The sequence below is a fragment of the Luteimonas sp. A649 genome (assembly GCF_054072735.1).
Genome location: NZ_JBSVRQ010000001.1, coordinates 1692444 through 1718263 on the forward strand (window position 1 = coordinate 1692444; position 25820 = coordinate 1718263).

Below are 25820 nucleotides of genomic sequence, written 5' to 3' on the forward strand. Positions count from 1 at the left end.
GGCCGTGACAGCATCGCCGCGGGCGCGGAACGGCTTGAGTGCCGGAAGTCACCGGGCCGGTCGGCGGCCGGTTCAGGGCCGCGGGCGGACGGCGTAGGCGCCGAGGAAAAGATCCACCGTGGCTTCGACATGGGCGTCGACGTCGAAGTCGGGCGGCACGTCGACACCCATCAGCAAGCGTGGGTGGACGTCGCCGCGGAGCAGGGCGAAGAACTGGCTCGCCGCGCGTGCCGTGTCGTCGACCGCCAGCTCGCCGGCGGCGGTGCGCCGCGCAAGCAGCGCCGCGAAACCGGCCTGCAGATGTCCCGCGCCGGCGTTCCAGAACAGTTCCGGCAGCGCCGAGCCCAGGCGCGTGGGCGCGCACATCAGTCGGAAGCCCGACATCGCTTCGGGGGACACCATCAGCGCATACACCGCCCGCGCGATGCCGGCCAGGCGCGGCCGCAGGGGCTGGCCCGAGGCCGGGGTGAACAGCGTCGGTGGCACCTGCTGCTGGCAGTAATGCTCCACCGCCGCGATGAAAAGCGCTTCCTTGTCGCCGAAGTGGCTGTAGACGGTGAGCTTGGAGACGCAGGCACGCGCGGCGATCTGATCCATGCTCACGCCCTCGAAGCCGTGCTCCAGGAACATGCATGCGGCGGCTTCGAGGATGGAAGCGCGCTTCGCGAGGTCCTTGGGGCGGCCTGGTGCCGGTCGCGATGCCGGCTGGCTGTCGGGAGGCATGGACATCGGCAAATACTAGACCGTAGAGTTTGGTAAATATAGCATTCGCTGCTCCGTACCGGGCCGCAGCCCACAGCTCAGGAGCAGCACCATGGCAGGCTCGCGCGGGAACCTCTGGATCGCAAGCGTGGTACTCGTGTTGGCCCTTTCCGCGTGTGGCAGCGGAGCACCCGATCGCGTGCCCGCGCGCCCGGTCCTGGTCGCACAGCCGCAGCCGGGCTCCGGCGCCGCCCACAGCTTCCCGGGCGAGATCCGCGCCCGCGAGGAACGTCCGCTGGCGTTCCGCGTCAGCGGCAAGCTGATGCGGCGCGAGGTCGACGTCGGCGACCGCGTCACGCAGGGCGCACTGCTGGCAGTGATCGATCCCGGCGATTTCGACGCCCAGGCCCGCGCCGCCGAGGCGCGGCTGTCGGCCGCGGAGGCGCAGCTCACGCGCGCGGCCGCCGACCGCGCCCGCTACGCGGCGCTGGCCGAAGGCCAACTCGTCAGCCGTTCCACGCTCGATGCCCAGGAGGCCGCGTGGCGTGCCGCCGACGGCGAGGTCCGCGCCGCCCGTGCCCAGGTCGAGGTCGCGCGCAACCAGGCCGGCTACGCCGAACTGCGCGCGCCGTCCGACGGCGTCATCGCCAGTCGCCAGGCCGAAGCCGGGCAGGTGGTGGCGGCCGGGCAGGCGGTGTTCACCCTGGCCGGCGACGACGGCCGCGAGGTGGCGATCGCGCTGCCGGAATCCGCGCTTGCGGAGTACGCCGTGGGCCAGGTGGTCGAGGTGGAGCTGTGGAACGCGCCCGGTGACCGCTTGCAGGGGCGCTTCCGCGAGATCTCGCCATCCGCGGACCCGGACACGCGCACCTACGCCGCGCGCGTGGCGCTCGACGCCGCCGAGGGCGCGCGCGTCGCGCTGGGACAAAGCGCGAAGGTGATCGCCGCGCGCGAGGGCCCTGCGCTGTCGGTGCCGCTGTCCGCGGTACAGCGGGGCGATGACGGCGCGGCGTCGGTCTGGGTGTTCGAACAGGGCCGCGTGCGCGCGGTGGCGATCGAGGCCGGGGACTTCGGCGCCGAGCGCGTGCCGGTGACGGCGGGAATCGACGCCGACGACTGGATCGTGGTCGCGGGCGGGCACCTGCTGCAGGACGGCCAGGGCGTGGCTGCGGTCGATCGCGACAACCGGCCGGTGGCGCCGGACGCCCCCCGGCCCTGATCCATGAGCGCGCCTTCCCGCTTCAACCTGTCCGAATGGGCGCTTCGCAACCGCGCGCTGGTGCTGTACGTGATGCTGGTGTCGGCCCTGGTCGGTGCCTGGTCGTACAAGCAGCTGGGGCAGTCGGAGGATCCGCCCTTCACCTTCAAGGCGATGGTGGTGCGCACGATGTGGCCGGGCGCCACCGCCGACCAGGTCGCGCGCCAGGTCACCGACCGCGTCGAGCGCGCGCTGATGGAGACCGGCCGCTACGAGATGATCCGCTCCTACTCGCGGCCCGGCGAGTCGCAGGTGATCTTCATGGCGACCGACTCGCTGCCGCAGCGCGACGTGCCGGAGCTCTGGTACCAGGTGCGCAAGAAGGTCGGTGACATCCGCGCGACCCTGCCGGCGGAGGTGATCGGTCCGTTCTTCAACGATGAGTTCGGCGACACCTTCGGCAACATCTACGCGCTCACCGGCGAGGGCTTCGACTACGCCGTGCTCGAGGACTATGCCGAGCGCATCGAACTGGAGCTGCAGCGGCTGCCCGACGTCGGCAAGGTCGAGCTGATCGGCCTGCAGGACGAGAAGGTCTGGGTGGAGGCCAGCAACGCGCGCCTGGCGAACCTCGGCGTGCCGATGGCGGCGCTGCAGCAGGCGCTGGCGCAGCAGAACGCGGTCGCGCCGGCGGGCTTCGTGGAAACCGCGACCGACCGCGTGCAGCTGCGCGTGGACGGCGCCTTCCGCTCGATCGACGACATCCGCGCGCTGCCGGTGCGTACCGGCGACCGCACCCTGCGCCTGGGCGACATCGCCGAAGTGCGCCGTGGCCATGCCGATCCGGCGGCGCCGCGCATGCGCTTCATGGGCGAGGACGCGATCGGCATCGGTGTGGCGCTGCGCGACGGCGGCGACATCCTCGCCCTGGGCGACACGCTGGCAGCCGAGGCCGCCCGGCTGCAGGCCACGCTCCCGATAGGGCTCGAGCTGCGCAAAGTCTCCGACCAGCCCGCGGCCGTGCGCGAATCGGTGGGCGAGTTCGTGAAGGTGCTGGCCGAGGCGGTGGTGATCGTGCTCCTGGTCTGTTTCTTCTCGCTCGGCCTGCGCACCGGCCTGGTGGTGGCGGTGTCGATCCCGCTGGTGCTGGCGATGACCTTTGCCGCGATGCACTGGTTCGGCATCGGCCTGCACAAGGTGTCACTGGGCGCGCTGGTGCTGGCGCTGGGCCTGCTGGTGGACGACGCGATCATCGCGGTCGAGATGATGGCCATACGCATGGAGCAGGGCGACGACCGCCTGACCGCGGCCAGCTACGCCTGGTCGCACACGGCCTTCCCGATGCTCACCGGCACGCTGGTGACCGCCGCCGGCTTCCTGCCCATTGCGACCGCGGCATCGTCGGTGGGCGAATACACGCGCTCGCTGTTCCAGGTGGTGACGATCGCGCTGGTGGTGTCGTGGGTGGCGGCGGTGCTCTTTATTCCGTGGCTGGGCGACAGGATGCTGCCGGACTTTGCCAAGCCGACGCCGCCGCGTCCGGGCTCGCTTGCCGCGCGCCATCGCGCCTGGCGCCTGCGGCTTGTGGATCGCTGGCCGCAGTACGCATTCGTGCTGGCGCCGCCGGAGCTGCGTGCGCATGACCACGATCCCTACCAGCGGCCGTTCTATCGTCGCCTGCGGCGCGTGCTCGACTGGTGCCTGGTGCATCGTTGGCTGGTGATCATCGTGACCGTCGGCCTGCTGGCACTGTCGCTGCTCGCCTTCCGCTTCGTGCCGCAGCAGTTCTTCCCCGACTCGCAGCGCCTGGAGCTGATGGTCGATCTCGAGCTCGCCGAAGGCAGCTCGTTGCGTGCGACCTCCGATGCCGCCATGCGGCTGGAGGCGCTCCTGGCCGACCGGCCCGGGATCGACAACCACGTCGCCTACGTCGGCAGCGGTTCGCCGCGCTTCTACCTGCCGCTGGACCAGCAGCTGCCACAGACCAACCTCGCGCAGTTCGTGGTGCTGGCGCGCGACGTCGAGGCCCGCGAGGTGCTGCGCGACTGGCTGATCGACGACGTGGCGCCGCTGTTCCCGGAGCTGCAACTGCGCGTCACGCGGCTCGAGAACGGGCCGCCGGTGGGCTATCCGGTGCAGTTCCGCGTCTCGGGCGAGCATGCCGACCAGGCGCGTGCGATCGCGCGCGACGTTGCGGACCAGGTGCGCGCGAATCCGCACGTCGCCAACGTCAACCTCGACTGGGACGAGCCGAGCAAGGTTGTGCGCCTGGTGATCGACCAGGAGCGCGCGCGGGTGCTGGGCGTTGACTCGCAGCAGCTGGCGCGCTTCCTGTCGGCGTCGCTGTCGGGGCAGGCGGTGAGCGTGTACCGCGAGGGCAACGAGCTGATCGAGGTGCTGATGCGCGGTCCGCTGGACGAGCGCACGGGGCTGGCCGAACTGGGCAGCCTGGTCGTGCACGGTGCCGACGACAAGCCGGTGCCGCTGGCGCAGGTGGCGCGTCTGGAATACGCCTTCGAGGACGGCATCATCTGGCATCGCGACCGCCTGCCGACGGTGACCGTGCGCGCCGATGTCCGCGGCGACGCGATGCCGGCAAGCGTGGTGGCGGAGATCCTGCCGACGCTCGCGGGAATCCGCGCGGTGCTGCCGCCGGGCTACCTGCTCGAGACCGGCGGCACGATGGAGGATTCCGCGCGTGGGCAGGATTCGATCAAGGCCGGGATGCCGCTGTTCCTGTTCGCGGTGTGGACGCTCTTGATGCTGCAGTTGCGGAGCTTTTCGCGCAGTGCGCTGGTGTTCGCGACGGCGCCCTTGGGGCTGATCGGTGCGGTGCTGTTCCTGCTGGTGTTCCGGGTGCCGTTTGGCTTCGTCGCGCTGCTGGGCACGATTGCGCTGGCGGGGATGGTGATGCGCAATTCGATCATCCTGGTCGACCAGATCCAGCAGGACATCGATGCCGGGCATGCGCGCTGGGATGCGGTGGTCGATGCCACGGTGCGTCGTTTCCGGCCGATCGTGCTGACGGCGCTGGCGGCGATCCTGGCGATGGTGCCGCTGTCGCGCAGTGTGTTCTTCGGGCCGATGGCGGTGGCGATCATGGGTGGGCTGACGGTCGCGACGGTGTTGACGCTGCTGTTCGTGCCGGCGCTGTACGCGGCGTGGTTCCGGGTGCGTCGCGACGAGCCGATTCCTGCCAACCAAGGCCCCCTGTAGGAGCAGCTATAGCTGCGATCCGGTCTGGCCGGGATCTCCCGCCCGGAAGCGCGCGGTACGGCAGGTTGGTGGGTACTCCGTGGGCTGTCCCGCTTCGCGGGCCTTTATGCCCACTGCGTACCCCCCCAACCCGCCTCGCGGCGCCTCACCGCAGGCCGTGGGGAAAAGCAGAGCCGGCTGCACTGAGGGTGCTTGCTCCCCTTTTCGCCTTCGCTCGCGCCCTTGCCTTGCTCCTCGCCCCCGCCAGCCTGGATTCAATCCACCTCGACCAGCTCTGCGCGCGGGCCGGCGACGGGTGACACGTGGGCCTGCGCGGCGTAGCCGGAGGCGATGAAGCCGGCGACCATCGCGGGCGCAGCCGCCTCGGCTTCGGCGCGGGATGCGAACCAGGCGAAGCAACTGGGACCGCCGCCGGAGATGGAGGCGCCAAGTGCGCCGTGGCCCAGCGCCGCCTGCTTCACGGCGGCGAAGCCGGGGATCAGGGAGGCGCGCCTGGGTTCGACCAGGACGTCGCGCAGGCCTTCGGCGATCAGTGCGGCGTCGGCGCGCGCGAGTCCGGTGAGGAACAGGGCCAGGTGGGTGGAATGCGCCACGACCTGCGGCAGTGGGTACGGTTCGGCCAGTACGGCGCGGGCGTGCCGTGTCTCAAGCACCAGGTCGGGTTGCACCGCCACGCAGTGCAGCCAGTCGGGTACGTCCAATCGCAGCAGCCGGGTCTGCGTGGCCAGTGCGACGCCGCCGACCAGCATCGGGCCGACGTTGTCGCCTTGGCGGCTGTGGGTCGAGGCCCATTCGCCTTCCAGTGCGAAGGGGTAGAGCGCTTCGCGCGACAGCGGCGCGTCCAGCAGGGCGTTGGCCGCGACGAGGGCTGCTACGCAGGAGGCCGCCGAGCCGCCGAGGCCAGAACCCAGCGGGATGCCCTTGTCGAGTTCGATCGCGAAGCCGTGGGGAAGCTCCAGCGCTTCGCGCAGCGACATCAGTGCGCGTCCGGCCGTATTGGCGGCCGGCTCCAGGGGGATGCCCTCGATTCCGCGCACGCGGCCGCGCACGGCGTCCACGCGTACGACGGGTTCGTCGATCAGGTGCACGGTGGCGACATCGCGCGGCCCTTCGATCACGTGGCCGAGCAGGTCGAAGCCGACGCCGATGTTGCCCACGCTTGCGGGGGCGAAGGCGCGGGCCTGTAGCGGGTGCAGGGGCATGCGGTGATTGTCCCATCCGGCGCCCCATCCGGCAGTCCCGGTTTCGGACAGGCTCCGCGCATCCATTCATGGGTGGCTTGCGAGGGTGTGCTGCGCCGCCGCAAGCGGGGCCCGCGCTTGCGCCTAGACTGTGGCCGCGAGCGATGGCCGGAGCCTCCGGCCAGCCAGCCACGGGGGGCGCAGTGAAGCCGACCGATATCCGCGATCCCGACACCTTCCACAAGGTCGTCGATTGCCAGTGGGCCTGTCCCGCGCACACGCCGGTTCCGGAATACATCCGCCTGATCGCCGCCGGCCGGTTCGCCGACGCGTACATGGTCAACTGGGTGAGCAATGTGTTTCCGGGGATCCTCGGCCGCACCTGCGACCGTCCCTGCGAACCCGCTTGCCGTCGTGGGCGGGTCGAAGAGAACAACGGTCCGTCGTCGATGCGCGACAAGCCGCAGCCGGTGGCGATCTGCCGCCTGAAGCGCGTGGCCGCCGACCACAAGGGTGATGTCAGCGGTCGCATGCCCCGACCGGTGGCGCAGCGCAACGGGCGCCGCATCGCCTGCGTCGGTGCCGGACCTTCATCGCTGACGGTCGCCCGTGATCTCGCGCCCTTGGGCTACGACATCACGGTGTTCGAAGCCGATCCGAAGGCGGGCGGCTTCATGCGCACCCAGGTGCCGCGCTTCCGCCTGCCGGAGGAGGTAATCGACGAGGAGACGGACTACATCCTCGACATGGGCGTGGGGTTCGTTGGTGGCCGGCGCATTGATTCGATGCGCGACCTGCTCACGCAGGGCTACGACGCTGTCTTCGTCGGCAGCGGCGCGCCGCGGGGGCGCGACCTGGACCTGCCGGGCCGGAAGGAGTGCGCCGACAGCATCCGCGTCGGCCTCGACTGGCTGGCCAACGTGTACTTCGGCCACGTCACCCGCGTCGGTCGTCGCGTGCTGGTGCTGGGCGGCGGCAACACCGCCATGGACTGCTGCCGCTCGGCGCGGCGGCTGGGCGGTGACGAGGTGACGGTGGTGGTGCGCTCGGGCTTCGACGAGATGAAGGCCAGCCCCTGGGAGAAGGAAGACGCGATGCACGAGGGCATCCCGATCCTGGACTACCGCGTGCCCAAGGCCTTCGAGCACGCCAGTGGCCGGCTGACCGGCATGCGCTTCGAGCGCGTGCGCGCCGAATACGACGAGCGCGGCCGTCGCCGGCTGGTGCCGACCGGGGCGCCGGACGAGGTGATTCCCTGCGACGAGGTGCTGATCGCCGTCGGGCAGGAGAACGCGTTTCCCTGGATCGAACGCGACCTCGGCATCGACTTCGACGAGTGGGGCATGCCGGTGGTCGACACGATCACCCACCAGTCCTCGCTGCCACGGGTGCTGTTCGGTGGCGACGCGGCCTTCGGCCCGAAGAACATCATCTGGGCGGTGGCGCACGGCCACGCGGCGGCGATCTCGATTGACCGCCTGCTTGAAGGCGGGGATCCGCGCGAGCGCCCCGCGCCCGGCGTTACGCTGGCTTCGCAGAAGATGGGCATCCACGAGTGGCGCTACGACAACGCGGTGTCGCCCGACGAACGCTTCGCGGTGCCGTGGTCGGAGGCGGCGAAGAAGCTCGACAGCATGCACATCGAAGTCGAGCTCGGTTTCGACGCCGCGACCGCGTGGAAGGAGACCCAGCGCTGCCTCAACTGCGACGTGCAGACCGTGTTCACCGACGACAAGTGCATCGAGTGCGATGCCTGCGTCGACATCTGCCCGACCGACTGCATCACCTTCACCATCAACGGCGAAGAGGACGAGCTGCGCACGCGGCTGACTGCGCCGGCGCTCAACCTCGACCAGCCGCTGTACGTCTCCGGGCCGCTGAAGACGTCGCGGGTGATGGTCAAGGACGAGGATGTCTGCCTGCACTGCGGCCTGTGCGCCGAGCGCTGTCCGACCGGCGCCTGGGACATGCAGCAGTTCCTGCTGCGCGAGACGCACGCCGGCGGCGAGCCTGTTCCGGCAAGGACGGAGGCCGTGGCATGACGCCGGCGCACGCGCCACTGCGGGCGGTCAACGACTTCGTGGTCAAGTTCGCCAACGTCAACGGGTCCGGTTCGGCTTCGGCCAACGAACTGTTCGCCAAGGCGATCCTGCGCATGGGCGTACCGGTCGGCCCGCGCAACATTTTTCCCTCCAACATCCAGGGGCTGCCGACCTGGTACGAGGTCCGGGTCAGCGAGCGCGGCTGGCTGGGCCGGCGCGGCGGCGTCGACATGATGGTGGCGATGAACCCGCAGACCTGGGACGCCGACGTCGCCGAGATCGAGCCCGGCGGCTATCTGTTCCACGACAGCAGCAAGCCGCTGCCGCGGGCGCGCTTCCGCGACGACATCACCGCCATCGGCGTGCCGCTGACCGAGAACTGCAACACGCACTACAGCGATCCGCGCCAGCGCCAGCTGTTCAAGAACATCATGTACGTGGGCGCGCTGTCGGCGCTGCTGGACATCGACACGACGGTCATCGAAACGCTGATCGGCGAACAGTACCGGTCCAAGCCGAAGCTTCTGGCGCCGAACATCGAAGCGCTGCACCTGGGCCGCGACTGGGTGCGCGAGCACCTGCCGCATCCGATCGGCCTGCGCGTACAGCCGGCCGACGCGGTCGGCGACCGGATCTTCGTCGACGGCAACGACGCCGCGGCGCTGGGCTGCGTCTACGGCGGCGCCACGGTCTGCGCCTGGTATCCGATCACGCCTTCGTCGTCGCTGGCCGAGGGTTTCCAGAAGTACTGCCAGAAGTACCGCGTCGATGGCGAGGGCCGTGCGCGCTACGCGATGATCCAGGCCGAGGACGAGATCGCCTCGATCGGCATGGTGGTCGGTGCCGGCTGGAACGGCGCGCGTGCCTTCACCACGACGTCCGGCCCGGGCGTGTCGCTGATGAACGAGTTCATCGGCCTGGCCTACTTCGCCGAGATCCCGGTGACGATCCTCAACGTGCAGCGCGGCGGGCCGTCCACCGGCATGCCCACGCGCACCCAGCAGTCCGACGTGCTGGCCTGCGCCCATGCCTCGCACGGCGACACGAAGCACGTGCTGCTGTTCCCCGAGGACCCGCGCGAGTGCTTCGACTTCGCTGCCGCGGCGCTGGACCTGGCCGACCGGCTGCAGACGCCGGTGTTCGTGATGAGCGACCTCGACATCGGCATGAACCAGCGCCTGTGCGCGCCGTTCGCGTGGGACGACGCGCGCGTGCATGACCGCGGCAAGGTGATGACGGCGGCACAGCTGGATTCGGGCCGCGAGTTCGCGCGCTACAAGGACGTCGACGGCGACGGCATCCCGTGGCGGACCTGGCCGGGTACGCATCCCGACAAGGGCGCGTATTTCACCCGCGGCACCTCGCGCAATCCGCAGGCGCAGTACTCCGAGCGCGGGCCGGACTACATCTACAACATGCAGCGCCTGCTGCAGAAGTTCGACACCGCGAAGACGCTGGTACCGCAGCCGGTGGTGTCGCAGGCGCAGGCGCAGGTGCCTGCGCGTTATGGCGCGATCTTCTACGGCTCCACCAGCCCGGCGATGGAGGAAGCCATGGAGCAGCTGCGCGATGCCGGCGTTGCGCTGGACACGCTGCGGGTGCGCGCCTATCCGTTCCCGGACACGGTGCGGGACTTCGTCGACACCCATGCGCAGGTGTTCGTGGTCGAACAGAACCGCGACGCGCAGCTGCGCCTGCTGCTGATCGACGCCTTCGGCACCGATCCCGCGCAGCTGGTGGCGGTGCTGCACTACGACGGCACGCCGATCACCGCGCGCTTCATCACCGGTGCCATCGAAGCCCACATGCGCAAGCACGCGACGCAGGAGAAGGTGGCATGACGTATCTCGCCAAGCCCAGGCTCCACCACCCGACGCTGCCCTGCAACGCCATCGGCTTCACCCGCCGCGACTACGAGGGCAAGATCAGCACGCTGTGCGCGGGCTGCGGCCACGACTCGATCTCGGCGGCGATCATCCAGGCCTGCTGGGAGCTCGACATCCAGCCGCACCGCATCGCCAAGCTGTCGGGCATCGGCTGCAGCTCCAAGACCCCGGACTACTTCCTCGGCCAGTCGCACGGCTTCAACACCGTGCACGGGCGCATGCCTTCGGTGCTGACCGGCGCCAACCTCGCCAATCGCACGCTCACCTACCTCGGTGTGTCCGGTGACGGCGACTCGGCGTCGATCGGCATCGGCCAGTTCGTGCACGCGATCCGGCGCGGCGTCGACATGACCTACATCGTGGAGAACAACGGCGTGTACGGACTGACCAAGGGCCAGTTCTCGGCCACCGCCGACCAGGGCTCGGTGTCCAAGCGCGGCGTCGCCAATGCCGACAGCCCGATCGACCTGGTGACGATGGCGCTGCAGCTGGGCGCCAGCTACGTCGGCCGCGGGTTCTCCGGCGACAAGCAGCAGCTGGTGCCGCTGATCAAGGGCGCGCTGTCGCACCGCGGCGCCGCCTTCCTCGACGTGATCAGTCCCTGCGTCGCGTTCAACAACCATGCCGGCAGCACCAAGAGCTACGACTACGTGCGCGAGCACAACGAGGCCGTCAACCGCCTGGACGTGATGCCGTCGCGGATGGCGATCGAGGTGGAGCACGACGCCGGCACGACCATCGACGTCGCCCAGCACGACGGCCGCACGCTGCGCCTGCACAAGCTCGACGCCGGCTACGATCCCCGTGACCGGATTGCCGCCCTGAACCTGATCCACCAGGGCAATGCACGCGGCGAGGTGGTGACCGGCCTGCTGTTCGTCGATCCGGACGCTGAGGACCTGCATGGCCATCTCGGCACCGTGGAGGCGCCGCTGAACGCCCTGGGTGCGGAGGCGCTGTCGCCGGGTGCGGCGGCGTTGGAGCGGATCAACGCCTCGCTGCGCTGAATCGCGGGGGGGCGCGGGAGCGGGGCCCGGTCGCGCAGTTCGCCCAGCGGCAGTGCGCCTGACGCGTGGCCGCAGCAGCGGTCATCGCGCGGGTTGCAACAGCGCGTGCCGCAGCGCCGCGTAGTCAGGCTCCAGCCACGCCCCCTGCGCCGGGCGTGCCAGGCATTCGGCCAGCGCCGGTGGCGGCGTCACGGGATGGCCGACCAGCGGCTCGACGATGCCCTCGAACTTGGCCGGATGGGCGGTGGCGACCACCGCCCAGTGCCCGTCCGTGCCGGCCTCGCGCAGGGTCTCGAGCAGGTGCAGGCCGGTGGCAGTGTGCGGACAGGGGACGATGCCGTGCCGTGCCGGCGCGGCGCGGATCACGGTGCGGATCGTGGCGTCGTCGACCGAGACCGCGTTGAACTGCGTGCGCAGCTCGGCGTCGTCGCGGTGCCAGTGGCGCAGGCGTTCGAAGTTGCTCGGCGCGCCCACGTCCATCGCGTTGGCCAGGGTGGCGCGGGTGGGGCGGGGAGCGTAGTCGGCGCCGGCGAAGTAGCGGGGCAGGGTGTCGTTGGCGTTGCAGGCGAGCCGGATCCGGCCGATCGGCGCGCCCATGCGCCGGGCGACGAGGGCGGCGCAGGCGTTGCCGAGGTTGCCGGTGGGCACGATCAGGTTCAGCACGTCGCCGGTGGCGGCGTGGTGGTGGCCGGCGGCGTGCACGTAGTACGCCGCCTGCGGCAGCAGCCGGCCCAGGCTGATGCTGTTGGCCGAGGCCAGCGCCGTCCGCGCGCGCAGCGCATCGTCGGACAGGGCCTGCTTGACCAGTCGCTGGCAGTCGTCGAAATCGCCGGGGACCCGGTAGGCGCGCACGTTGTCGCCCCAGCATTCGAGCCCGTGGGTCTGGCGCGGAGACACCTTGCCTTCCGGATACAGGATCACGACCTGGAAGCCGGGGCTGCGGTGGAACGCGGCCGCCACCGCCGCGCCGGTGTCGCCGGAGGTGGCGACCAGGATCGTGGTGTCCGGATCGTTGGGGCCGCGCAGTGCGGCCAGCGCCCCGGCGAGGAAGCGGGCGGCGTAATCCTTGAACGCGGCGGTCGGGCCGTGGAACAGCTCCAGCAGGTGGTCGCCGTCGCCGGCCAGGGGGCGCAGCGGAGTGTCGAACGAGAACGCCTGCGCGCAGATGCCGGCCAGGCGCCCGCGCAGCGACGAGGCGGCGAAGTAGGGCGCGAGCACCGCCTGCGCGGTGTCCGCCAGGCGCGCGCCCGGGCGCGGGTCGGCGAGCACGGGAATCCGCTCCGGCACGTACAGGCCGCCGTCGGGGGCCAGCCCGGCGACCAGCGCGACGTCGATGGGCGTCGGTGGCGTGCCGCCCCGGGTGCTGATGAAGTTCATGCGTTGTCGATGACCTCTGCACGCGCGGCCGCGACCGGGGACACGTAGGCACGGGCGTCGAAACCGGCCGCGGCGAAGCCGGCGCGCATCGCCGGCGCGGCAGCCTCGGCCCCGGCCTTCGATGCGAACCAGGCGAACGCGCTCGGTCCGCCGCCGGAGATGCTCGCGCCGAGCGCGCCGTGGTCGAGCGCCGCGGTCTTGACCCGGTCGAAACCGGGAATCATCGGCGCGCGCCGGGGCTCCACCAGCACATCGCGCAGGCCCGCGCGGATCAGGTCGGGGTCGCCCCGCTGCAGGCCGGTGAGGAACTGGGCCAGGTGGGCGCAGTGGGCGACCACCTGCTGCAGCGGATAGGGCGCGGCCAGCAGCGCGCGCGAGCGTCGGGTTTCCAGCACCTGGTCGGGGTGCACCACCACGCAGTGGAGCCAGTCGGGGACCGCCAGCGGGATCATCCGCTCGGGCGTGGCCATCACCACCCCGCCCAGCAGCATCGGCGCGACGTTGTCACCATGGCGGCTGCCGCTGGCCACGAACTCGCCGTCGAGCGCGAACGGATACAGCGCCTCGCGCGGCAGCGGCGCGTCCAGCAGCGCATTGGCGGCGACCAGCGCGGCCACGCACGAGGCGGCGGATCCGCCGAGGCCCGAGCCGAGCGCAATGCCTTTCTCCAGCTCCAGAGCGAAGCCGTGTCGAAGCCGCAGTGACCTGCACAGCGAGATCAGGGCGCCGCCGGCGGTATTGCGCGCGGCGTCCAGCGGCAGCCCGTCCACGCCCGGGGCATCACCGCGGATCGCATCGATGTGCACCACCGGCGCATCGATGCGGCGCACGACAACGACGTCGCGCGGGCCCTCGATGACGTGGCCGAGCAGGTCGAAGCCGACGCCGATGTTGCCAACGCTGGCCGGGGCGAAGGCGCGCACGGCACCGCTCACGCCTGCGGCCCCGGGTAGCGCAGGAACGGCAGGCCGGGCTGCTGGCCCAGCGCGTGCGCCACGGCCAGCACGTCGCCGAACACGCCCGCCGCGGTGACCTCCGGGCCCGCGCCCGGACCCTGCACCACGAGCGGATTGTCGGCATAGCGCGCCGTGGTGAACTGGACCAGGTTGTCGGTCAGGCGGGTGTGGCAGCAGGGATGGTCGGCCGCGAGCGCGAGCACCCCGACGCTGGCGCGCCCATCGCGTCCGAGCCGGGCGAGGTGGCGCAAGGAGCGGCCTTCGGCGCGTGCGGCCTCGAGCCGCGAAGCCATCGGCGCGTCCATCTCACCGAGCCGGGCGATGAATTCCCCCAGCGGCACCGCGCGCAACGGCGCCGGCACCAGGTTCTCCACCTCCACATCGCCCAGCGACAGCGTGCGTCCCGCTTCGCGCGCGAGGATCACCAGCTTGCGGGCCACGTCGAGCCCGGACAGGTCGTCCCGGGGATCGGGTTCGGTGTAGCCCAGCTCGCGCGCCTCGGCCACCAGAGTAGAGAACGGGCGGCTGCCGTCGTATCGGTTGAACAGCCATGCAAGGGTGCCGGACAGCGTGCCGTCGATGCCGTGCAGCTCGTCGCCGGTGTCGAGCAGGCTGCGCAGGGTCTGGATCACCGGCAGCCCGGCGCCGACCGTGGTTTCGTAGAGAAAGCGCCCACCGCCCTCACGCTGTGCGGCCCGGATCGCGGCGTAGCGCTGCCAGTCGCCGCTGCCGGCGTGCTTGTTCGGGGTGACGATATGGATGCCGGCCGCGAGCCAGTCGCGATAGTGCGCGGCGACCGCATCACTGGCGCTGCAGTCGATGATCATCGCGTGCGGCAGGTGGTCCGCGCGCACATGGCATGCGAGCGCGTCCAGGTCGGCCGGTGGGGCGGCGTCCGATCCCAGGCGGTCGGGCACGTCCCCGGGAGCGATCCGTCCCGGTTCCAGGACCATCGTGCCGCGACCGGCCACGGCGCGCAGGCGCAGGTCGATGCCCGAACGCTCGCGCAATCCCGGCAGGACCTGGGCGAGCTGCCTGAGCAGTGCCTGGCCGACCTGGCCCGGACCGATGAGGCCGACGGAGACCGTCTGCGGCGAAAGCCAGAATGCCGCGTGCGCAGCGCGCAGTCCGCGCTCGGCGTCCCCTGCGGCAATCGCGACCGACAGGTTGCGTTCGCTCGCGCCCTGGGCGATCGCGCGCACGTTCACGCGCGCCTGGGCCAGTCCGGCAAACAGGCGCGCGGCCACGCCCGGCGTGCCGACCATGCCGTCGCCGACCGCGGCCAGCACGCAGAGTCCATCGGTCACCTGCACGCCGTGGATCTGTCCGCTGGTGATCGCATCGGCGAAAGTGGCCAGAATCGCCTCGCGGCCGTGCGCGGCCTGGTCCTGCTTCACCACGCAGCAGATCGAGTGCTCGGATGATCCCTGCGAGATCATCGTCACCGACACCCTGGCCGCATGCAGCGCCGCGAACAGCCGTTCGGCCACGCCCGGGACGCCGGTCATGCCGCTGCCGGTCAGCTCCAGCACCGCCATGCCGTCGACCAGGCTCAGGCCCTTGACCGGTGAGCGCGTGGGTCGCGAGCACGCCGCGACCCGGGTGCCCGGGGCATCCGGGCGCAGGCTGTTGCGGATCAGCAGCGGGATGCCACGCGCCTGCAGGGGTGCCAGGGTGCGCGGATGCAGCACCTTGGCGCCGAAGTACGCCAGTTCGTTGGCCTCTGCATAGGACATCGAGGCCAGGCACACGGCGTCGGGCACCAGCCGGGGGTCGGCCGAGAGCACGCCATCGACGTCGGTCCAGATGGTGAGCGCCGAGGCGTCGAACAGGTCGGCGAAGAGCGCGGAAGAATGGTCGCTGCCATTGCGGCCCAGCGTCGTCGCGCGACCGTCCGCCGTGCGGGCGATGAAGCCGGTCACCACCACGTCGCCCTCGCCATGGCGGTCGCGCCATGCGTCCAGCAGCGCACGACTGGCCTGGCGGTCGGCCGCCATGCCGATCTCGTCCGCGTGCACCACGAGCACCTCGCGCGCGTCCAATCGACGCCAGCCCGCAGGCACGCCGCCCAGCGCGGCCTGCACCAGGCGCGAAGACACGATCTCGCCGAACCCGTGCACGCGGGCGATCGCGTCTTCCAGGTCGGTGTCGCCGCGGGCGATGGCGCGCAGATCGTGGGCGAGGATCGAAAAGTCGGCTTCGACCGCCGCGCGCAGGCCGTGGCGCGCCCGGGCGTCAATGGCGTCCGCGGCCTCGAGGTGGCGTTCGCGAAGCCTGGTCTGTGCGGGTCCGGGATCGCCGCCGTTGCGGGCGTCCCCGGCCATCGCGACCAGGGCGTCGGTGGTCCCCTGCATGGCCGACACCACGACCACGCGGGTGCGGGCACCGTCGTCCACGAGTGCGCCGAGCCTGCCCATGTGGGCGGCCGTGGCCAGGCTGCTTCCGCCGAACTTGTGCACGCTCAGGCGCAGGGGGACTTCGCCGGCGTCAGCGGAATCGGAGGGCGCGGGACCAGCAGGGTCGGGCGGCATCGGGAGGCTCCGGTTGGGCTCCGCGTTCGGCTCGGGCGTGGGCGTGGCGTGTCGTCCCCATCCGACTGGTACAGCGGCGTCGACACGTCGCAGCATCATTACTCGACGATGGTGCGGTGCGTCAAGCAGCGGCCCGCCGCGGTTCGAAGATGGGGCCGGATGTGCTCCAATACCGCCTGAAGCGGGGGTACCGCGCCATGGGCGCGGTTGAGACAGACCCTTCGAACCTGATGCGGTTGATACCGCCGTAGGGAAGCTTCGCGGCAAGCGGCTACCGGACCCGGTGGCGGGCTGCCGCGCCTTCGCTTCGTCCGGCACGCGGGACCGTCCCGCAGCCACCGACAGGACGATGCCGATGAACGCAGTGCCTTCCCACCTGCTGCAGCAGGCGCAGCAGCTTTCCGATTCCGTCACCCGACCGATCCCGGGTTCGCGCAAGGTCTTCGTGGAAGGCTCGAGCCCGGACCTGCGCGTCGCCATGCGCGAGATCGTGCAGACGAAGACCCCGACGCTGTTCGGTGGCGAGGACAATCCGCCGATCACCGTGTACGACACGTCCGGTCCCTACACCGATCCCGAAGCGCGCATCGACCTGGCCGCGGGGCTGCCGGCGCTGCGCGCGCGCTGGATCGAGGCGCGCGGCGATACCCATGCGTTGACGGCACTGGGTTCCGAGTTCGGACGCGCACGCGAAGGTGATCCGAAACTCGATGCGGTCCGGTTCCCGGCCCGCCCGCAGCCGCGGCGCGCGAATGCCGGTGCCAACGTCACCCAGATGCACTACGCCCGCCGCGGGATCATCACTCCGGAGATGGAGTACGTCGCCATCCGCGAGAACCAGCGCCTCGACGAATTGCGGGAGCGGCTACAGCCGCGATCCGGGGAGAACATCGCGGCCGTGGCCGCTCCCACACTGCTGGCCCAGCATCCGGGCGAAAGCTTCGGCGCCAGCATCCCGGCGCGCATCACGCCGGAATTCGTCCGCGACGAGATCGCCCGTGGCCGCGCGATCCTGCCCTGCAACATCAACCACCCCGAAAGCGAGCCGATGGTCATCGGCCGCAACTTCCTCACCAAGATCAACGCCAACATCGGCAACAGCGCGGTGTCGTCGGGCATCGCCGAAGAGGTCGAGAAGCTGGTCTGGGCGATCCGCTGGGGCGCCGACAACGTCATGGATCTCAGCACCGGCAAGCACATCCACGAAACCCGCGAGTGGATCATCCGCAACTCGCCGGTACCGATCGGCACGGTGCCGATCTACCAGGCGCTGGAAAAGGTCGACGGCCGCGCGGAAGAACTCACCTGGGAGATCTTCCGCGACACGCTCATCGAGCAGGCGGAGCAGGGCGTGGACTACTTCACCATCCACGCCGGCGTGCTGCTGCGCTACGTACCGCTCACCGCGAAGCGCGTCACCGGCATCGTCTCGCGCGGTGGCTCGATCATGGCCAAGTGGTGCCTGGCGCACCACCGCGAGAGCTTCCTGTACGAACACTTCGAGGACATCTGCGAGATCATGAAGGCCTACGACGTGGCCTTCTCGCTCGGCGACGGCCTGCGTCCGGGCTGCATCGCAGACGCCAACGACGCGGCCCAGTTCGGCGAACTGGAGACGCTTGGCGAACTCACCAGGATCGCCTGGAAGCACGACGTGCAGACCATGATCGAAGGCCCCGGCCACGTGCCGATGCAGCTGATCAAGGAAAACATGGACAAGCAGCTGGCCGAGTGCGGCGAGGCGCCGTTCTACACCCTGGGGCCGCTGACCACCGACATCGCGCCGGGCTACGACCACATCACCAGCGCCATCGGCGCGGCGATGATCGGCTGGTTCGGCACCGCCATGCTCTGCTACGTGACGCCCAAGGAGCACCTGGGCCTGCCCAACCGCCAGGACGTGCGCGACGGGATCATGGCCTACCGCATCGCCGCCCACGCCGCCGACCTCGCCAAGGGACACCCGGGCGCGCAAGTGCGCGACAACGCCCTGTCCAAGGCGCGCTTCGAATTCCGCTGGGAGGACCAGTTCCACCTCGGGCTGGATCCGGAGAAGGCGAAGGAGTTCCATGACGAGACCCTTCCCAAGGATGCCCACAAGCTCGCCCACTTCTGCTCGATGTGCGGCCCGCACTTCTGTTCGATGAAGATTACCCAGGACGTGCGCGACTATGCGGCCGGGCAGGAGCAGGCCGCGGTGGAGGCGGGTATGGCCGACAAGGCCGCGGAGTTCCGGGAGCTTGGTGGGGAGGTCTATCGGCGCGGCTGAACGGTGGGAAAAAGAAGCGCGGGAAGGGGGCGCCCCTGGGCGCCCGCATCACGTGCCGGTGGCAGCGGCCATGCTAGTTTCCGGGCAACCAAAAGGAGGTTCCACCATGGCTCGCATCGGCTCCTCGTCCCTCCGCTGGCTGCTTGCCGTCCTCCTGATGGGGTTGCTCGCCGCCTGCGTCACCGGTCCCCGCATCAGCACCGATTCCGATCCGCGCGCCGATTTCTCCGCTTACCGCACCTTCGCGTTCTACTCGCCGCTGGCGATCGAACGCGAAGGCTATGCCAGCCTGGTCAGCGGGCGCATCAAGGCCGCCGCACGCGCCGAGATGGAGGCGCGTGGCTACCGCTACAGCGAAAGCGATCCCGACCTCTGGCTCAACATCAACGCCTACATGCAGCAGCGCACCGACGTCAGCACCATTCCCGACGTCGATTACGCGTACTACTACAGCTACCGCTATCGCGGCTACGTGGCGATGCCCTACTGGCATGACCGCACCACGGTGCACCGCTACACCGAGGGCACGATGAACGTCGACCTGGTGGATGCGGAGCGCAATGCTCTGGTGTGGGAGGGGATCGCGGTCGGCCGGGTCGCGCGCAACCAGGATCCGCTGAAGCGCGACGAGGCGATCGACGCCACCATCCGCGACATCTTCGCGCAGTATCCACACCGCGCCGGGGCGCGCTGACACGCCCCGCGAGACGCAAGGGGCGGCGGCGCGGCACACTCCGCCGATGGCCAACATCCTGCGCAACCCGTTGCTCTGGCCCGCGGCCATGGCCCGGCATCCCTCGGCGCTGCTGCTCGCGGTGCAGCTGGCCAGCCTGCTGGTGTATCCGCTGGTGGACGGCCGCGACACCCGGGTGCTGTTCGGCGCGTTCACCCTGGTAGCGGTGCCGCTGGCGGTATGGGTGGTGTTCCGCAGCCACGCAGCGAACTGGTTCGCCTGGGCGCTGGCGGTACCGGCCATGGTGCTGGCGGTGGCGGCGATCGCGCTGGGGCTGCCGTCGCTCGCGGCGGCGTCGGCCGGGCTCGAGTCGATCCTGTACTTCTATGCCGCCGGCGCGCTGATCGTGTACATGCTCGAGGACCACACCGTCACCGTGGACGAGCTGTTCGCGGCGGCCGCCGCGTTCACGCTGCTGGCCTGGGCGTTCGCCTATGCCTTCCTGGTCTGCGAAGCGCTGGCGCCGGGCAGCTTCACCGGGGCGGTCGAGCCCGAGCGGCCGCGGACCTGGCTGGAACTGCTGTTCCTGAGCTTCTCGACGCTGTCGGGCACCGGGAATGGCGACGTCATGCCGCTGTCGCCCTATGCGCGGGTGCTGGTGATGCTCGAGCAGTTCGCCGGCGTGGGTTACATCGCGGCCGTGGTCTCGCGACTGATCGCGCTCAGCATCGTGCGCCAGAAGGCACGTGCGCGCGGTTGAAACCTGCGGGCGACGGCAGGCCGCCGCCCGTGCAGGCCGGACTCACTGCTGGCGGTAGCGCTCCATGGCCTCGAGCAGCAAGCGCTTGGCTTCATCGGCGTCGCCCCAGCCCTCGAGCTTCACCCACTTGCCCTTCTCCAGGTCCTTGTAGTGCTCGAAGAAGTGGCCAATGCGCTCCAGCCAGTGGCCTGACACCTGCTTGATGTCGGTGATGTGCGCGTAGCCGGCGAAGACCTTCGGTTCCGGCACCGCCAGCAGCTTCTCGTCGCTGCCGGCCTCGTCGGTCATCTTCAGCACGCCGACCGGACGGCAGCGGATCACCGAGCCCGGCACCAGCGGCAGCGGCAGGATCACCATCACGTCGGCCGGGTCGCCATCGCCGCAGACGGTGTTGGGCACATAGCCGTAGTTGCAGGGATAACGCATGGGCGTCGACAGCACGCGGTCGACGAAGATCGCCCCGGACTCCTTGTCGACCTCGTACTTGACGGGTTCGGCGTCCTTCGGGATCTCGATGATGACGTTGATCTCGTCCGGCGGGTTCTTGCCGGTGTTCACATGGTCCAGGCCCATGGTGGCTCCAGTGGTGGGGGAGACGGCGCCGATCGCCCGGGCCGCTTGGGAACCGGACATTCTACGCGCCGCTGCTGCGATGCACCAAAGCGGCGCGGGAGCGCCTGAATGGCAGGGGGCGGACCCGAGGTGGGGTACGCCCCAGCTTGGTGGGGCGCCGGCAGGGGCTTAAACAGTACGCCACCGTATCCATCCGAGAGCGCCAGGCCCATGACCGTCCAGTCCGCCCAGTTCGACCCGACCGCCGCCGCCAACCTGCAGCGCACGGCCTATTGGAACAATCCGGCGGATCCACAGGGTGGCCACCACCATGGTCCGGACGCCACCGGCAGCGACGCCCCCGCGCCCCGTTCCATCGACGTCGACGGCGGCGACAGCCGCGCCGACGCGCCGGACACCGCGGAGCAGAAGGCGGTGGCGGTCGACGGGACCGCGACCAACAGCGGCGAGCGCACCACGCGCAGCACGCCGGACGGCAAGCCGATCCTCGTCGATCCGCTGCACCGCGACGGCCAGGTCGAGATCGCCCGCGAGCGCACCAATGCGAGCGGCTATGTCAGCAGCGACCAGCTGGTGTTCACCACGGGCGCCCGCGACGACGCCATCGGCGTGAAGCAGCGCGACGACGGCACCCTGGATGTCAGCGTCAACGGTGAGAGCTACGAAGTGCGCCTGGGCCAGGGGCAGGAGCTGACCCTCCGCGCGGGCGCGGGCAACGACGTGATCGAAGTCGCGCCCAACGTCACCGTCAACATCGTGGTCGAAGGTGGCGATGGCAACGACACCATCACCACCGGCGCCGGCGACGACCGCATCGACGGCGGTGCGGGCAACGACACCATCTTCTCCGGTGCCGGCCGCGACGACATCTTCGGCAACAGCGGCGATGACGTGATCACCGGCGGCGACGGCGTCAACATCATCCATGGCGGCGACGGCAACGACGAGGTCACCGCCGGCGCGGGCACCAACTTCATCGAAGGCGGCGCGGGCGACGACGTGATCCGCGGTGGCGGCGTGAGCGACATCCTGTCCGGCGGCGTCGGCAACGACCGCATCACCGTGGGCGACGGCGCGAGCCGCGTCTATGCCGGCGCGGGCGACGATGCCATCGAGAACGCGGGCGACAAGGCCGTGGTCTATGCCGAGGTCGGCGACCTGGTCAGCGCCGCGACCAACGCCAAGCCCACCGTGGTCAATGTCGCCATCGACGCCAGCCTGGGCAGCACGATCCGGGTGGAGGGCTCCGAAGCCTTCGTGCAGCGCATCCAGTCCGAGCTCGACTTCCTCCGCGCCTCGCCCGTGGGCCACCAGATGCTGGCCGAATTCGACAAGGCCGCGGAAGTGAAGGGCAACACGGTCACCATCAAGGAGCTGGCCAACGAGCAGAACGGCTACGCCCAGACCTTCAGCCGCGACGCCGACATCCGCAACGGCCGTGCCGGCGCCGGTGGCGATGTCGACATCAGCTACAACCCGTCCTTCCACATGGACGAGTTCCCCGCCCCCGTGGTGGTGCTGTACCACGAGATGTCGCATGCCTATAACGGCGTGAACGGCACCTTCCAGCCCGGCACCTATGTCGGCCAAGGCCCTGATTCGGGCCGCGTCCCCAATGCCGAGCGCCAGGCGGTAGGCCTGGAGACCAGCGCCGCGCCCTTCGACTTCGATGGCGACCCCGCCACCCCCGCGACCACGACCAACCCCGACCATCTGACCGAGAACGGCTTCCGCGAAGAGCTGGGCCTGCCGGACCGCCCGAGCTACGCGCTCTGATCCACGCGCTGGCCGCAGCCGGGACACGCAGCCTGCGTTCACCGCGGGCTGCGTGCGTTTCGTCCATCCTGTCGTCCCGAACCTCCACAGGTGAACCATGCCGATGAGCCCGACCCCGCGAGCCGGCGCCGCCCTGGCGCTCTTGTCCGCAGCCCTGCTCGCTCCGCATGCTGTGGGTGCGCAGGCGAACACGGAGTCCACGCAGATGCACGAGGAAGACCGGGTGGCGCGCACGAGCGTCGATGGCGAAGGGGCACGGCTCGAGGTCGCGTTCGATCCGGACGGCGATGCGCTTGCCGTGCGCTACCGCATCAGCAACACCGGCCAGGCGCCGATGGCGGTGTTCGACCGTGGCGACAGGCACGCGGTGCTGGCGAAGACGCTCGTCGCGGGTGAGGTTCCAGTGCCGCGCTTCGAGGAGGCGGAGGGCGGGCTGGTCCTGTCGCATGGGGCGCGCCCGCTGCCCAGCCCGGCGCCGACGGTGCCCCCGGTGCCACTGGCATCCAGGCTTGCCTCGGGCGCCGCGCTGGACGGCGCGTTCGCGTTCGACCTGTCGCTGGCCGGCAAGGTCGACCGGGTGCGCTGGTGCCTGGGCGTGGCGGCATTCGACGATGCGCTGTTCGAGACATCCGAATCGATGGGCGATGTGGCGGTCTGGACGGCGCCATTCGAGATGGCCGAGGCGCAGCAGCTGCTGTGCACGCCGTGGTTCGACGTGGCTGCGGGCGTGTTCGAAACGTCCTGAGGATCGCCTGTCCTTCGCGCGCCGCCGGCGTGCTGGCGGGCAGTGGCCACGCGGCAGCCGTGCATACGTCGGCAATGAAAAAGCGGCCCGAAGGCCGCTTTTTCCGTCGCCTGGCCGGGACTCCCGAAGCGGAGGTCCCGGCGGAGCGTCCTTACAGCAGCGGCACCATCAGCAGCGCCACGATGTTGGTGACCTTGATCAGCGGGTTGATCGCCGGGCCGGCCGTGTCCTTGTAGGGATCGCCCACGGTGTCGCCGGTGACCGCGGCCTTGTGCGCCTCGGATCCCTTGCCGCCGTGGTGGCCTTCCTCGATGTACTTCTTGGCGTTGTCCCAGGCGCCGCCGCCGGTGCACATCGAGATCGCCAGGAACAGGCCGGTCACGATGGTGCCCATCAGCAGGCCGCCCAGCGCGTCCGCGCCCAGCGTCAGGCCGACGATGATCGGGATCGCCAGCGGCAGCAGTGAGGGGATGATCATTTCCTTGATCGCCGACTTCGTCAGCAGGTCGACCGCGCGGTCGTACTGCGGCTTGCCGGTGCCTTCCATGATGCCGGGAATCTCGCGGAACTGGCGCCGCACTTCCTCCACCACCGCACCGGCCGCCCGGCCCACGGCCTGCATCGCCAGTGCGCCGAACAGATAGGGGATCATGCCGCCGATCAGCAGGCCGATCACCACGTTCGGGTTGTCGATGGAGAAGTTCACCGCCGTGCCGGATGCCTCCAGCTTGTGCGCGTAGTCGGCAAACAGCACCAGCGCGGCCAGGCCGGCCGAGCCGATCGCATAGCCCTTGGTCACCGCCTTGGTGGTGTTGCCCACGGCGTCGAGCGCGTCGGTGGTCTCGCGGATGGCGGGATCGAGTCCGCTCATCTCGGCGATGCCGCCGGCGTTGTCGGTGATCGGGCCGTAGGCGTCGAGCGCCACGATCATGCCGGCCATCGACAGCATCGCGGTGGCGGCGATCGCCAGGCCGTAGAGCCCTGCGATCTCGTAGCAGCACCAGATCGCCGCGGCGACCGCGATCACCGGCGCCGCGGTCGACTTCATCGACACCGCGAGGCCTGCGATCACGTTGGTGCCGTGGCCGGTTTCCGAGGCTCGGGCAACCTGCTGCACCGGCGCGTACTCGGTCGCGGTGTAGTACTCGGTGATCACCACCAGCGCCGCCGTCAGCACCAGGCCGATGATCGCGCACCAGAACAGCGGCATGGCGTGCTCGGGCCCGATCATGTTGTGGGTGATGAACCAGAAGGCGATCGCCGCCAGCACGCCCGACACCGCCAGGCCCCGGTACAGCGCGTTCATGATCTTGCCGCCCGGCCGCACCTTGACGAAGAAGGTGCCGATGATCGACGCGATGATCGACGCCGCGCCCAGCACTAGCGGATAGACCACGCCCGACCAGCCGTGGGTGCCGAAGAAGATGCCCGCCACCAGCATCGACGCGATGATCGTGACCGCATAGGTCTCGAACAGGTCGGCCGCCATGCCGGCGCAATCACCCACGTTGTCGCCGACGTTGTCGGCGATCACCGCGGGGTTGCGCGGGTCGTCCTCGGGGATGCCGGCCTCGACCTTGCCCACGAGGTCTGCGCCGACATCGGCGCCCTTGGTGAAGATGCCGCCGCCCAGGCGCGCGAAGATCGAGATCAGCGACGAGCCGAAGGCCAGGCCGATCATCGGCTGCAGCGCGGCTTCCACCGCCAGCGCGTCGCGGCCGTCGCCGATCACGTACATGAAGTAGCCGGCCACGCCGAGCAGGCCAAGTCCGACCACCAGCAGCCCGGTGACCGCGCCGCCGCGGAAGCTGACCGCCAGCGCTTCGTTCAGGCCGACCGTGGCCGCCTGCGTCGTGCGCACGTTGGCGCGCACCGAGACGAACATGCCGATGAAGCCGGCCATGCCCGAGAGCACCGCGCCGATGGCAAAGCCGATCGCGGTCGGCCAGCCCAGCGCCGGCACGAAGCCGATGACCAGGAACAGCGCGACGCCGACGATGGCGATGGTGGTGTACTGGCGGCGCAGGTAGGCGCCTGCACCTTCCTGGATCGCGGCCGCGATCTGCTGCATGCGTTCATTGCCCGCGGGCTGCGCCAGGATCCAGCGTGCGGAGAAAATGCCGTAGACGATCGCCAGGCCGGCACACGCAAGTGCCAGCCACAATGCTTGTTGCTCGAGCATGAAACCCTCCCCAGGGTGTGGTCGGAGAAAAACTGACTGAAGCGCGGAGCCGCCCGACTATGGCACAGGGTCATCACGGCGTATTGCCGCGCCGCAGCGCGGGCGCGGGCGTGTCGCGATGGCCGGGGGCGGGGCGTGGAGGGTCGATTCAGCCGCGGCGTGCCAGCCTGCCTTCCCGTTCCACCGGAGTGATGCCATGCGCTTCGCCAAGTCACCGATCACCGCCGGCGTCGCCGCCATCGCCCTTGCCTGCGTGGCCGGCCCGGCTGTCGCGGCCGACCCCGCGCCCGAGGTCACGCGCCCGGCGGCCACGCCGCAGGCGGTCGGCGTCGTGCACACGCTGCGCCAGATCCCGGAGGCCTGCGCGCGCATCGAGGGTGCCTTCACCGGTGACACCGCCGAGCCTTATCGCTACGCGGTAGTGCGCACCAGCCCCAACTGCCAGCCGCGCGCGCGCTTCGTCGATGCGGCGAAGGCGCAGCCGTCGGAGGCCGGCGGCTGGATATTCAACGACGAGCTGCGCGTGCCGAGCGTCGAATGTCCCTCGCAGCAAGCGGTGGTACGGATCTGGCGCAAGCCCGTCGACCAGACCATCGAGCTCGATGGCCAGGGCCAGTCACGGATCTATGTTGGAGAGGCGAAGCAGGCGGCTGCCGCGGGCACCATCGCCGCGACCCCGATGTACGCCGCGGAGATGGGGGTCGAAGGCAAGGCCTGCGGCCGCTGATCCGTATCAGGAGTGGCGG

Annotated in this window: 18 protein-coding genes and 1 riboswitch; of the genes, 11 read left to right on the forward strand and 7 right to left on the reverse strand. The window is 70.2% G+C overall.

The features are described from left to right. Nucleotides 1–72: 72 nt before the first annotated feature. Complete coding sequence (locus ACW5E8_RS07875) at nucleotides 73–729, reverse strand: TetR/AcrR family transcriptional regulator (RefSeq protein ID WP_456964910.1); 657 nt, start codon at nucleotides 727–729, stop codon at nucleotides 73–75. An 85-nt stretch (nucleotides 730–814) separates the two neighbouring features. Here ACW5E8_RS07875 and ACW5E8_RS07880 point away from each other — a divergent pair, with 85 nt between their 5' ends. Both ACW5E8_RS07880 and ACW5E8_RS07885 read left to right on the forward strand, forming a co-directional pair. After that, nucleotides 815–1921: an efflux RND transporter periplasmic adaptor subunit gene (locus ACW5E8_RS07880; protein WP_456964911.1), complete on the forward strand. Its 1107-nt coding sequence runs from the start codon at nucleotides 815–817 to the stop codon at nucleotides 1919–1921. A gap of 3 nt (nucleotides 1922–1924) precedes the next feature. Then, on the forward strand, nucleotides 1925–5116 hold the full coding sequence (locus ACW5E8_RS07885; RefSeq protein WP_456964912.1) for an efflux RND transporter permease subunit: 3192 nt from the start codon (nucleotides 1925–1927) through the stop codon (nucleotides 5114–5116). Between the two features lie 254 nt (nucleotides 5117–5370). Here the strand turns inward: ACW5E8_RS07885 and ACW5E8_RS07890 are convergent, their stop codons facing one another. Next, complete coding sequence (locus ACW5E8_RS07890; RefSeq protein WP_456964913.1) at nucleotides 5371–6318, reverse strand: homoserine kinase; 948 nt, start codon at nucleotides 6316–6318, stop codon at nucleotides 5371–5373. A gap of 182 nt (nucleotides 6319–6500) precedes the next feature. Here ACW5E8_RS07890 and ACW5E8_RS07895 point away from each other — a divergent pair, with 182 nt between their 5' ends. Genes ACW5E8_RS07895 through ACW5E8_RS07905 form a run of 3 tightly spaced genes read left to right on the forward strand, consistent with a single transcriptional unit; the run spans nucleotide 6501 to nucleotide 11232 of the window. Next, the gene (locus ACW5E8_RS07895; protein ID WP_456964914.1) at nucleotides 6501–8339 is read left to right on the forward strand and encodes an FAD-dependent oxidoreductase; all 1839 of its coding nucleotides are present in this window, start codon (nucleotides 6501–6503) and stop codon (nucleotides 8337–8339) included. Next, entirely contained in the window at nucleotides 8336–10180 is a 1845-nt protein-coding gene (locus ACW5E8_RS07900) for a 2-oxoacid:acceptor oxidoreductase subunit alpha (protein WP_456964915.1), read from the forward strand. Before ACW5E8_RS07895 ends, ACW5E8_RS07900 begins: the two co-directional genes overlap by 4 nt. Further along, nucleotides 10177–11232: a 2-oxoacid:ferredoxin oxidoreductase subunit beta gene (locus ACW5E8_RS07905; protein WP_456964916.1), complete on the forward strand. Its 1056-nt coding sequence runs from the start codon at nucleotides 10177–10179 to the stop codon at nucleotides 11230–11232. Before ACW5E8_RS07900 ends, ACW5E8_RS07905 begins: the two co-directional genes overlap by 4 nt. Before the next feature lie 81 nt (nucleotides 11233–11313). Here the strand turns inward: ACW5E8_RS07905 and thrC are convergent, their stop codons facing one another. The 3 genes from thrC to thrA are packed head-to-tail and all read right to left on the reverse strand — an operon-like array spanning nucleotide 11314 to nucleotide 16096. Beyond that, the gene (gene thrC, locus ACW5E8_RS07910) at nucleotides 11314–12609 is read right to left on the reverse strand and encodes a threonine synthase (protein ID WP_456964917.1); all 1296 of its coding nucleotides are present in this window, start codon (nucleotides 12607–12609) and stop codon (nucleotides 11314–11316) included. Next, on the reverse strand, nucleotides 12606–13544 hold the full coding sequence (locus ACW5E8_RS07915) for a homoserine kinase (RefSeq protein WP_456964918.1): 939 nt from the start codon (nucleotides 13542–13544) through the stop codon (nucleotides 12606–12608). The genes thrC and ACW5E8_RS07915 overlap by 4 nt, the downstream gene beginning before the upstream one ends. Then, a complete protein-coding gene (gene thrA, locus ACW5E8_RS07920) occupies nucleotides 13541–16096 on the reverse strand; it encodes a bifunctional aspartate kinase/homoserine dehydrogenase I (protein WP_456964919.1) in 2556 nt (851 codons plus the stop codon). The genes ACW5E8_RS07915 and thrA overlap by 4 nt, the downstream gene beginning before the upstream one ends. A 173-nt stretch (nucleotides 16097–16269) precedes the next feature. Then, a riboswitch (TPP riboswitch) is annotated at nucleotides 16270–16368 on the forward strand. A gap of 83 nt (nucleotides 16369–16451) precedes the next feature. On the opposite strand from thrA, the gene thiC reads away from it, so the two are divergent. The 3 genes from thiC (at nucleotide 16452) to ACW5E8_RS07935 (ending at nucleotide 19798) form a co-directional block, all read left to right on the forward strand. Beyond that, nucleotides 16452–18365 carry a phosphomethylpyrimidine synthase ThiC gene (thiC, locus tag ACW5E8_RS07925; RefSeq protein ID WP_456964920.1) on the forward strand — a complete coding sequence of 638 codons (1914 nt, stop codon included), beginning with the start codon at nucleotides 16452–16454 and terminating at the stop codon, nucleotides 18363–18365. Nucleotides 18366–18471: 106 nt separating this feature from the next. Beyond that, nucleotides 18472–19059: a DUF4136 domain-containing protein gene (locus tag ACW5E8_RS07930; protein ID WP_456964921.1), complete on the forward strand. Its 588-nt coding sequence runs from the start codon at nucleotides 18472–18474 to the stop codon at nucleotides 19057–19059. Nucleotides 19060–19105: 46 nt separating this feature from the next. After that, the gene (locus tag ACW5E8_RS07935; RefSeq protein ID WP_456964922.1) at nucleotides 19106–19798 is read left to right on the forward strand and encodes an ion channel; all 693 of its coding nucleotides are present in this window, start codon (nucleotides 19106–19108) and stop codon (nucleotides 19796–19798) included. Nucleotides 19799–19840: 42 nt separating this feature from the next. Here the strand turns inward: ACW5E8_RS07935 and ppa are convergent, their stop codons facing one another. Beyond that, the gene (gene ppa / locus ACW5E8_RS07940) at nucleotides 19841–20371 is read right to left on the reverse strand and encodes an inorganic diphosphatase (RefSeq protein WP_456965269.1); all 531 of its coding nucleotides are present in this window, start codon (nucleotides 20369–20371) and stop codon (nucleotides 19841–19843) included. 210 nt (nucleotides 20372–20581) lie between these two features. Here ppa and ACW5E8_RS07945 point away from each other — a divergent pair, with 210 nt between their 5' ends. Continuing rightward, the gene (locus tag ACW5E8_RS07945) at nucleotides 20582–22147 is read left to right on the forward strand and encodes a M91 family zinc metallopeptidase (RefSeq protein ID WP_456964923.1); all 1566 of its coding nucleotides are present in this window, start codon (nucleotides 20582–20584) and stop codon (nucleotides 22145–22147) included. A gap of 103 nt (nucleotides 22148–22250) precedes the next feature. Further along, a complete protein-coding gene (locus ACW5E8_RS07950; protein WP_456964924.1) occupies nucleotides 22251–22892 on the forward strand; it encodes a hypothetical protein in 642 nt (213 codons plus the stop codon). A gap of 151 nt (nucleotides 22893–23043) precedes the next feature. Here the strand turns inward: ACW5E8_RS07950 and ACW5E8_RS07955 are convergent, their stop codons facing one another. Further along, nucleotides 23044–25074, reverse strand: a complete 2031-nt coding sequence (locus tag ACW5E8_RS07955; protein ID WP_456964925.1) for a sodium-translocating pyrophosphatase — start codon at nucleotides 25072–25074, stop codon at nucleotides 23044–23046. A gap of 196 nt (nucleotides 25075–25270) precedes the next feature. Here ACW5E8_RS07955 and ACW5E8_RS07960 point away from each other — a divergent pair, with 196 nt between their 5' ends. Continuing rightward, the gene (locus ACW5E8_RS07960; protein ID WP_456964926.1) at nucleotides 25271–25801 is read left to right on the forward strand and encodes a hypothetical protein; all 531 of its coding nucleotides are present in this window, start codon (nucleotides 25271–25273) and stop codon (nucleotides 25799–25801) included. The last annotated feature ends 19 nt before the right edge of the window (nucleotides 25802–25820 follow it).

Coding starts and splice junctions, on each gene's coding strand:
- ACW5E8_RS07905 (WP_456964916.1), top strand. CDS start 10,177: ATGACGTATCTCGCCAAGCCCAGGCTCCACCACCCGACGCTGCCCTGC.
- ACW5E8_RS07875 (WP_456964910.1), bottom strand. CDS start 729: ATGTCCATGCCTCCCGACAGCCAGCCGGCATCGCGACCGGCACCAGGC.
- ACW5E8_RS07930 (WP_456964921.1), top strand. CDS start 18,472: ATGGCTCGCATCGGCTCCTCGTCCCTCCGCTGGCTGCTTGCCGTCCTC.
- ACW5E8_RS07950 (WP_456964924.1), top strand. CDS start 22,251: ATGAGCCCGACCCCGCGAGCCGGCGCCGCCCTGGCGCTCTTGTCCGCA.
- thiC (WP_456964920.1), top strand. CDS start 16,452: ATGAACGCAGTGCCTTCCCACCTGCTGCAGCAGGCGCAGCAGCTTTCC.
- ACW5E8_RS07960 (WP_456964926.1), top strand. CDS start 25,271: ATGCGCTTCGCCAAGTCACCGATCACCGCCGGCGTCGCCGCCATCGCC.
- ACW5E8_RS07955 (WP_456964925.1), bottom strand. CDS start 25,074: ATGCTCGAGCAACAAGCATTGTGGCTGGCACTTGCGTGTGCCGGCCTG.
- ACW5E8_RS07880 (WP_456964911.1), top strand. CDS start 815: ATGGCAGGCTCGCGCGGGAACCTCTGGATCGCAAGCGTGGTACTCGTG.
- thrA (WP_456964919.1), bottom strand. CDS start 16,096: ATGCCGCCCGACCCTGCTGGTCCCGCGCCCTCCGATTCCGCTGACGCC.
- ACW5E8_RS07935 (WP_456964922.1), top strand. CDS start 19,106: ATGGCCAACATCCTGCGCAACCCGTTGCTCTGGCCCGCGGCCATGGCC.
- thrC (WP_456964917.1), bottom strand. CDS start 12,609: ATGAACTTCATCAGCACCCGGGGCGGCACGCCACCGACGCCCATCGAC.
- ACW5E8_RS07885 (WP_456964912.1), top strand. CDS start 1,925: ATGAGCGCGCCTTCCCGCTTCAACCTGTCCGAATGGGCGCTTCGCAAC.
- ACW5E8_RS07890 (WP_456964913.1), bottom strand. CDS start 6,318: ATGCCCCTGCACCCGCTACAGGCCCGCGCCTTCGCCCCCGCAAGCGTG.
- ACW5E8_RS07945 (WP_456964923.1), top strand. CDS start 20,582: ATGACCGTCCAGTCCGCCCAGTTCGACCCGACCGCCGCCGCCAACCTG.
- ppa (WP_456965269.1), bottom strand. CDS start 20,371: ATGGGCCTGGACCATGTGAACACCGGCAAGAACCCGCCGGACGAGATC.
- ACW5E8_RS07900 (WP_456964915.1), top strand. CDS start 8,336: ATGACGCCGGCGCACGCGCCACTGCGGGCGGTCAACGACTTCGTGGTC.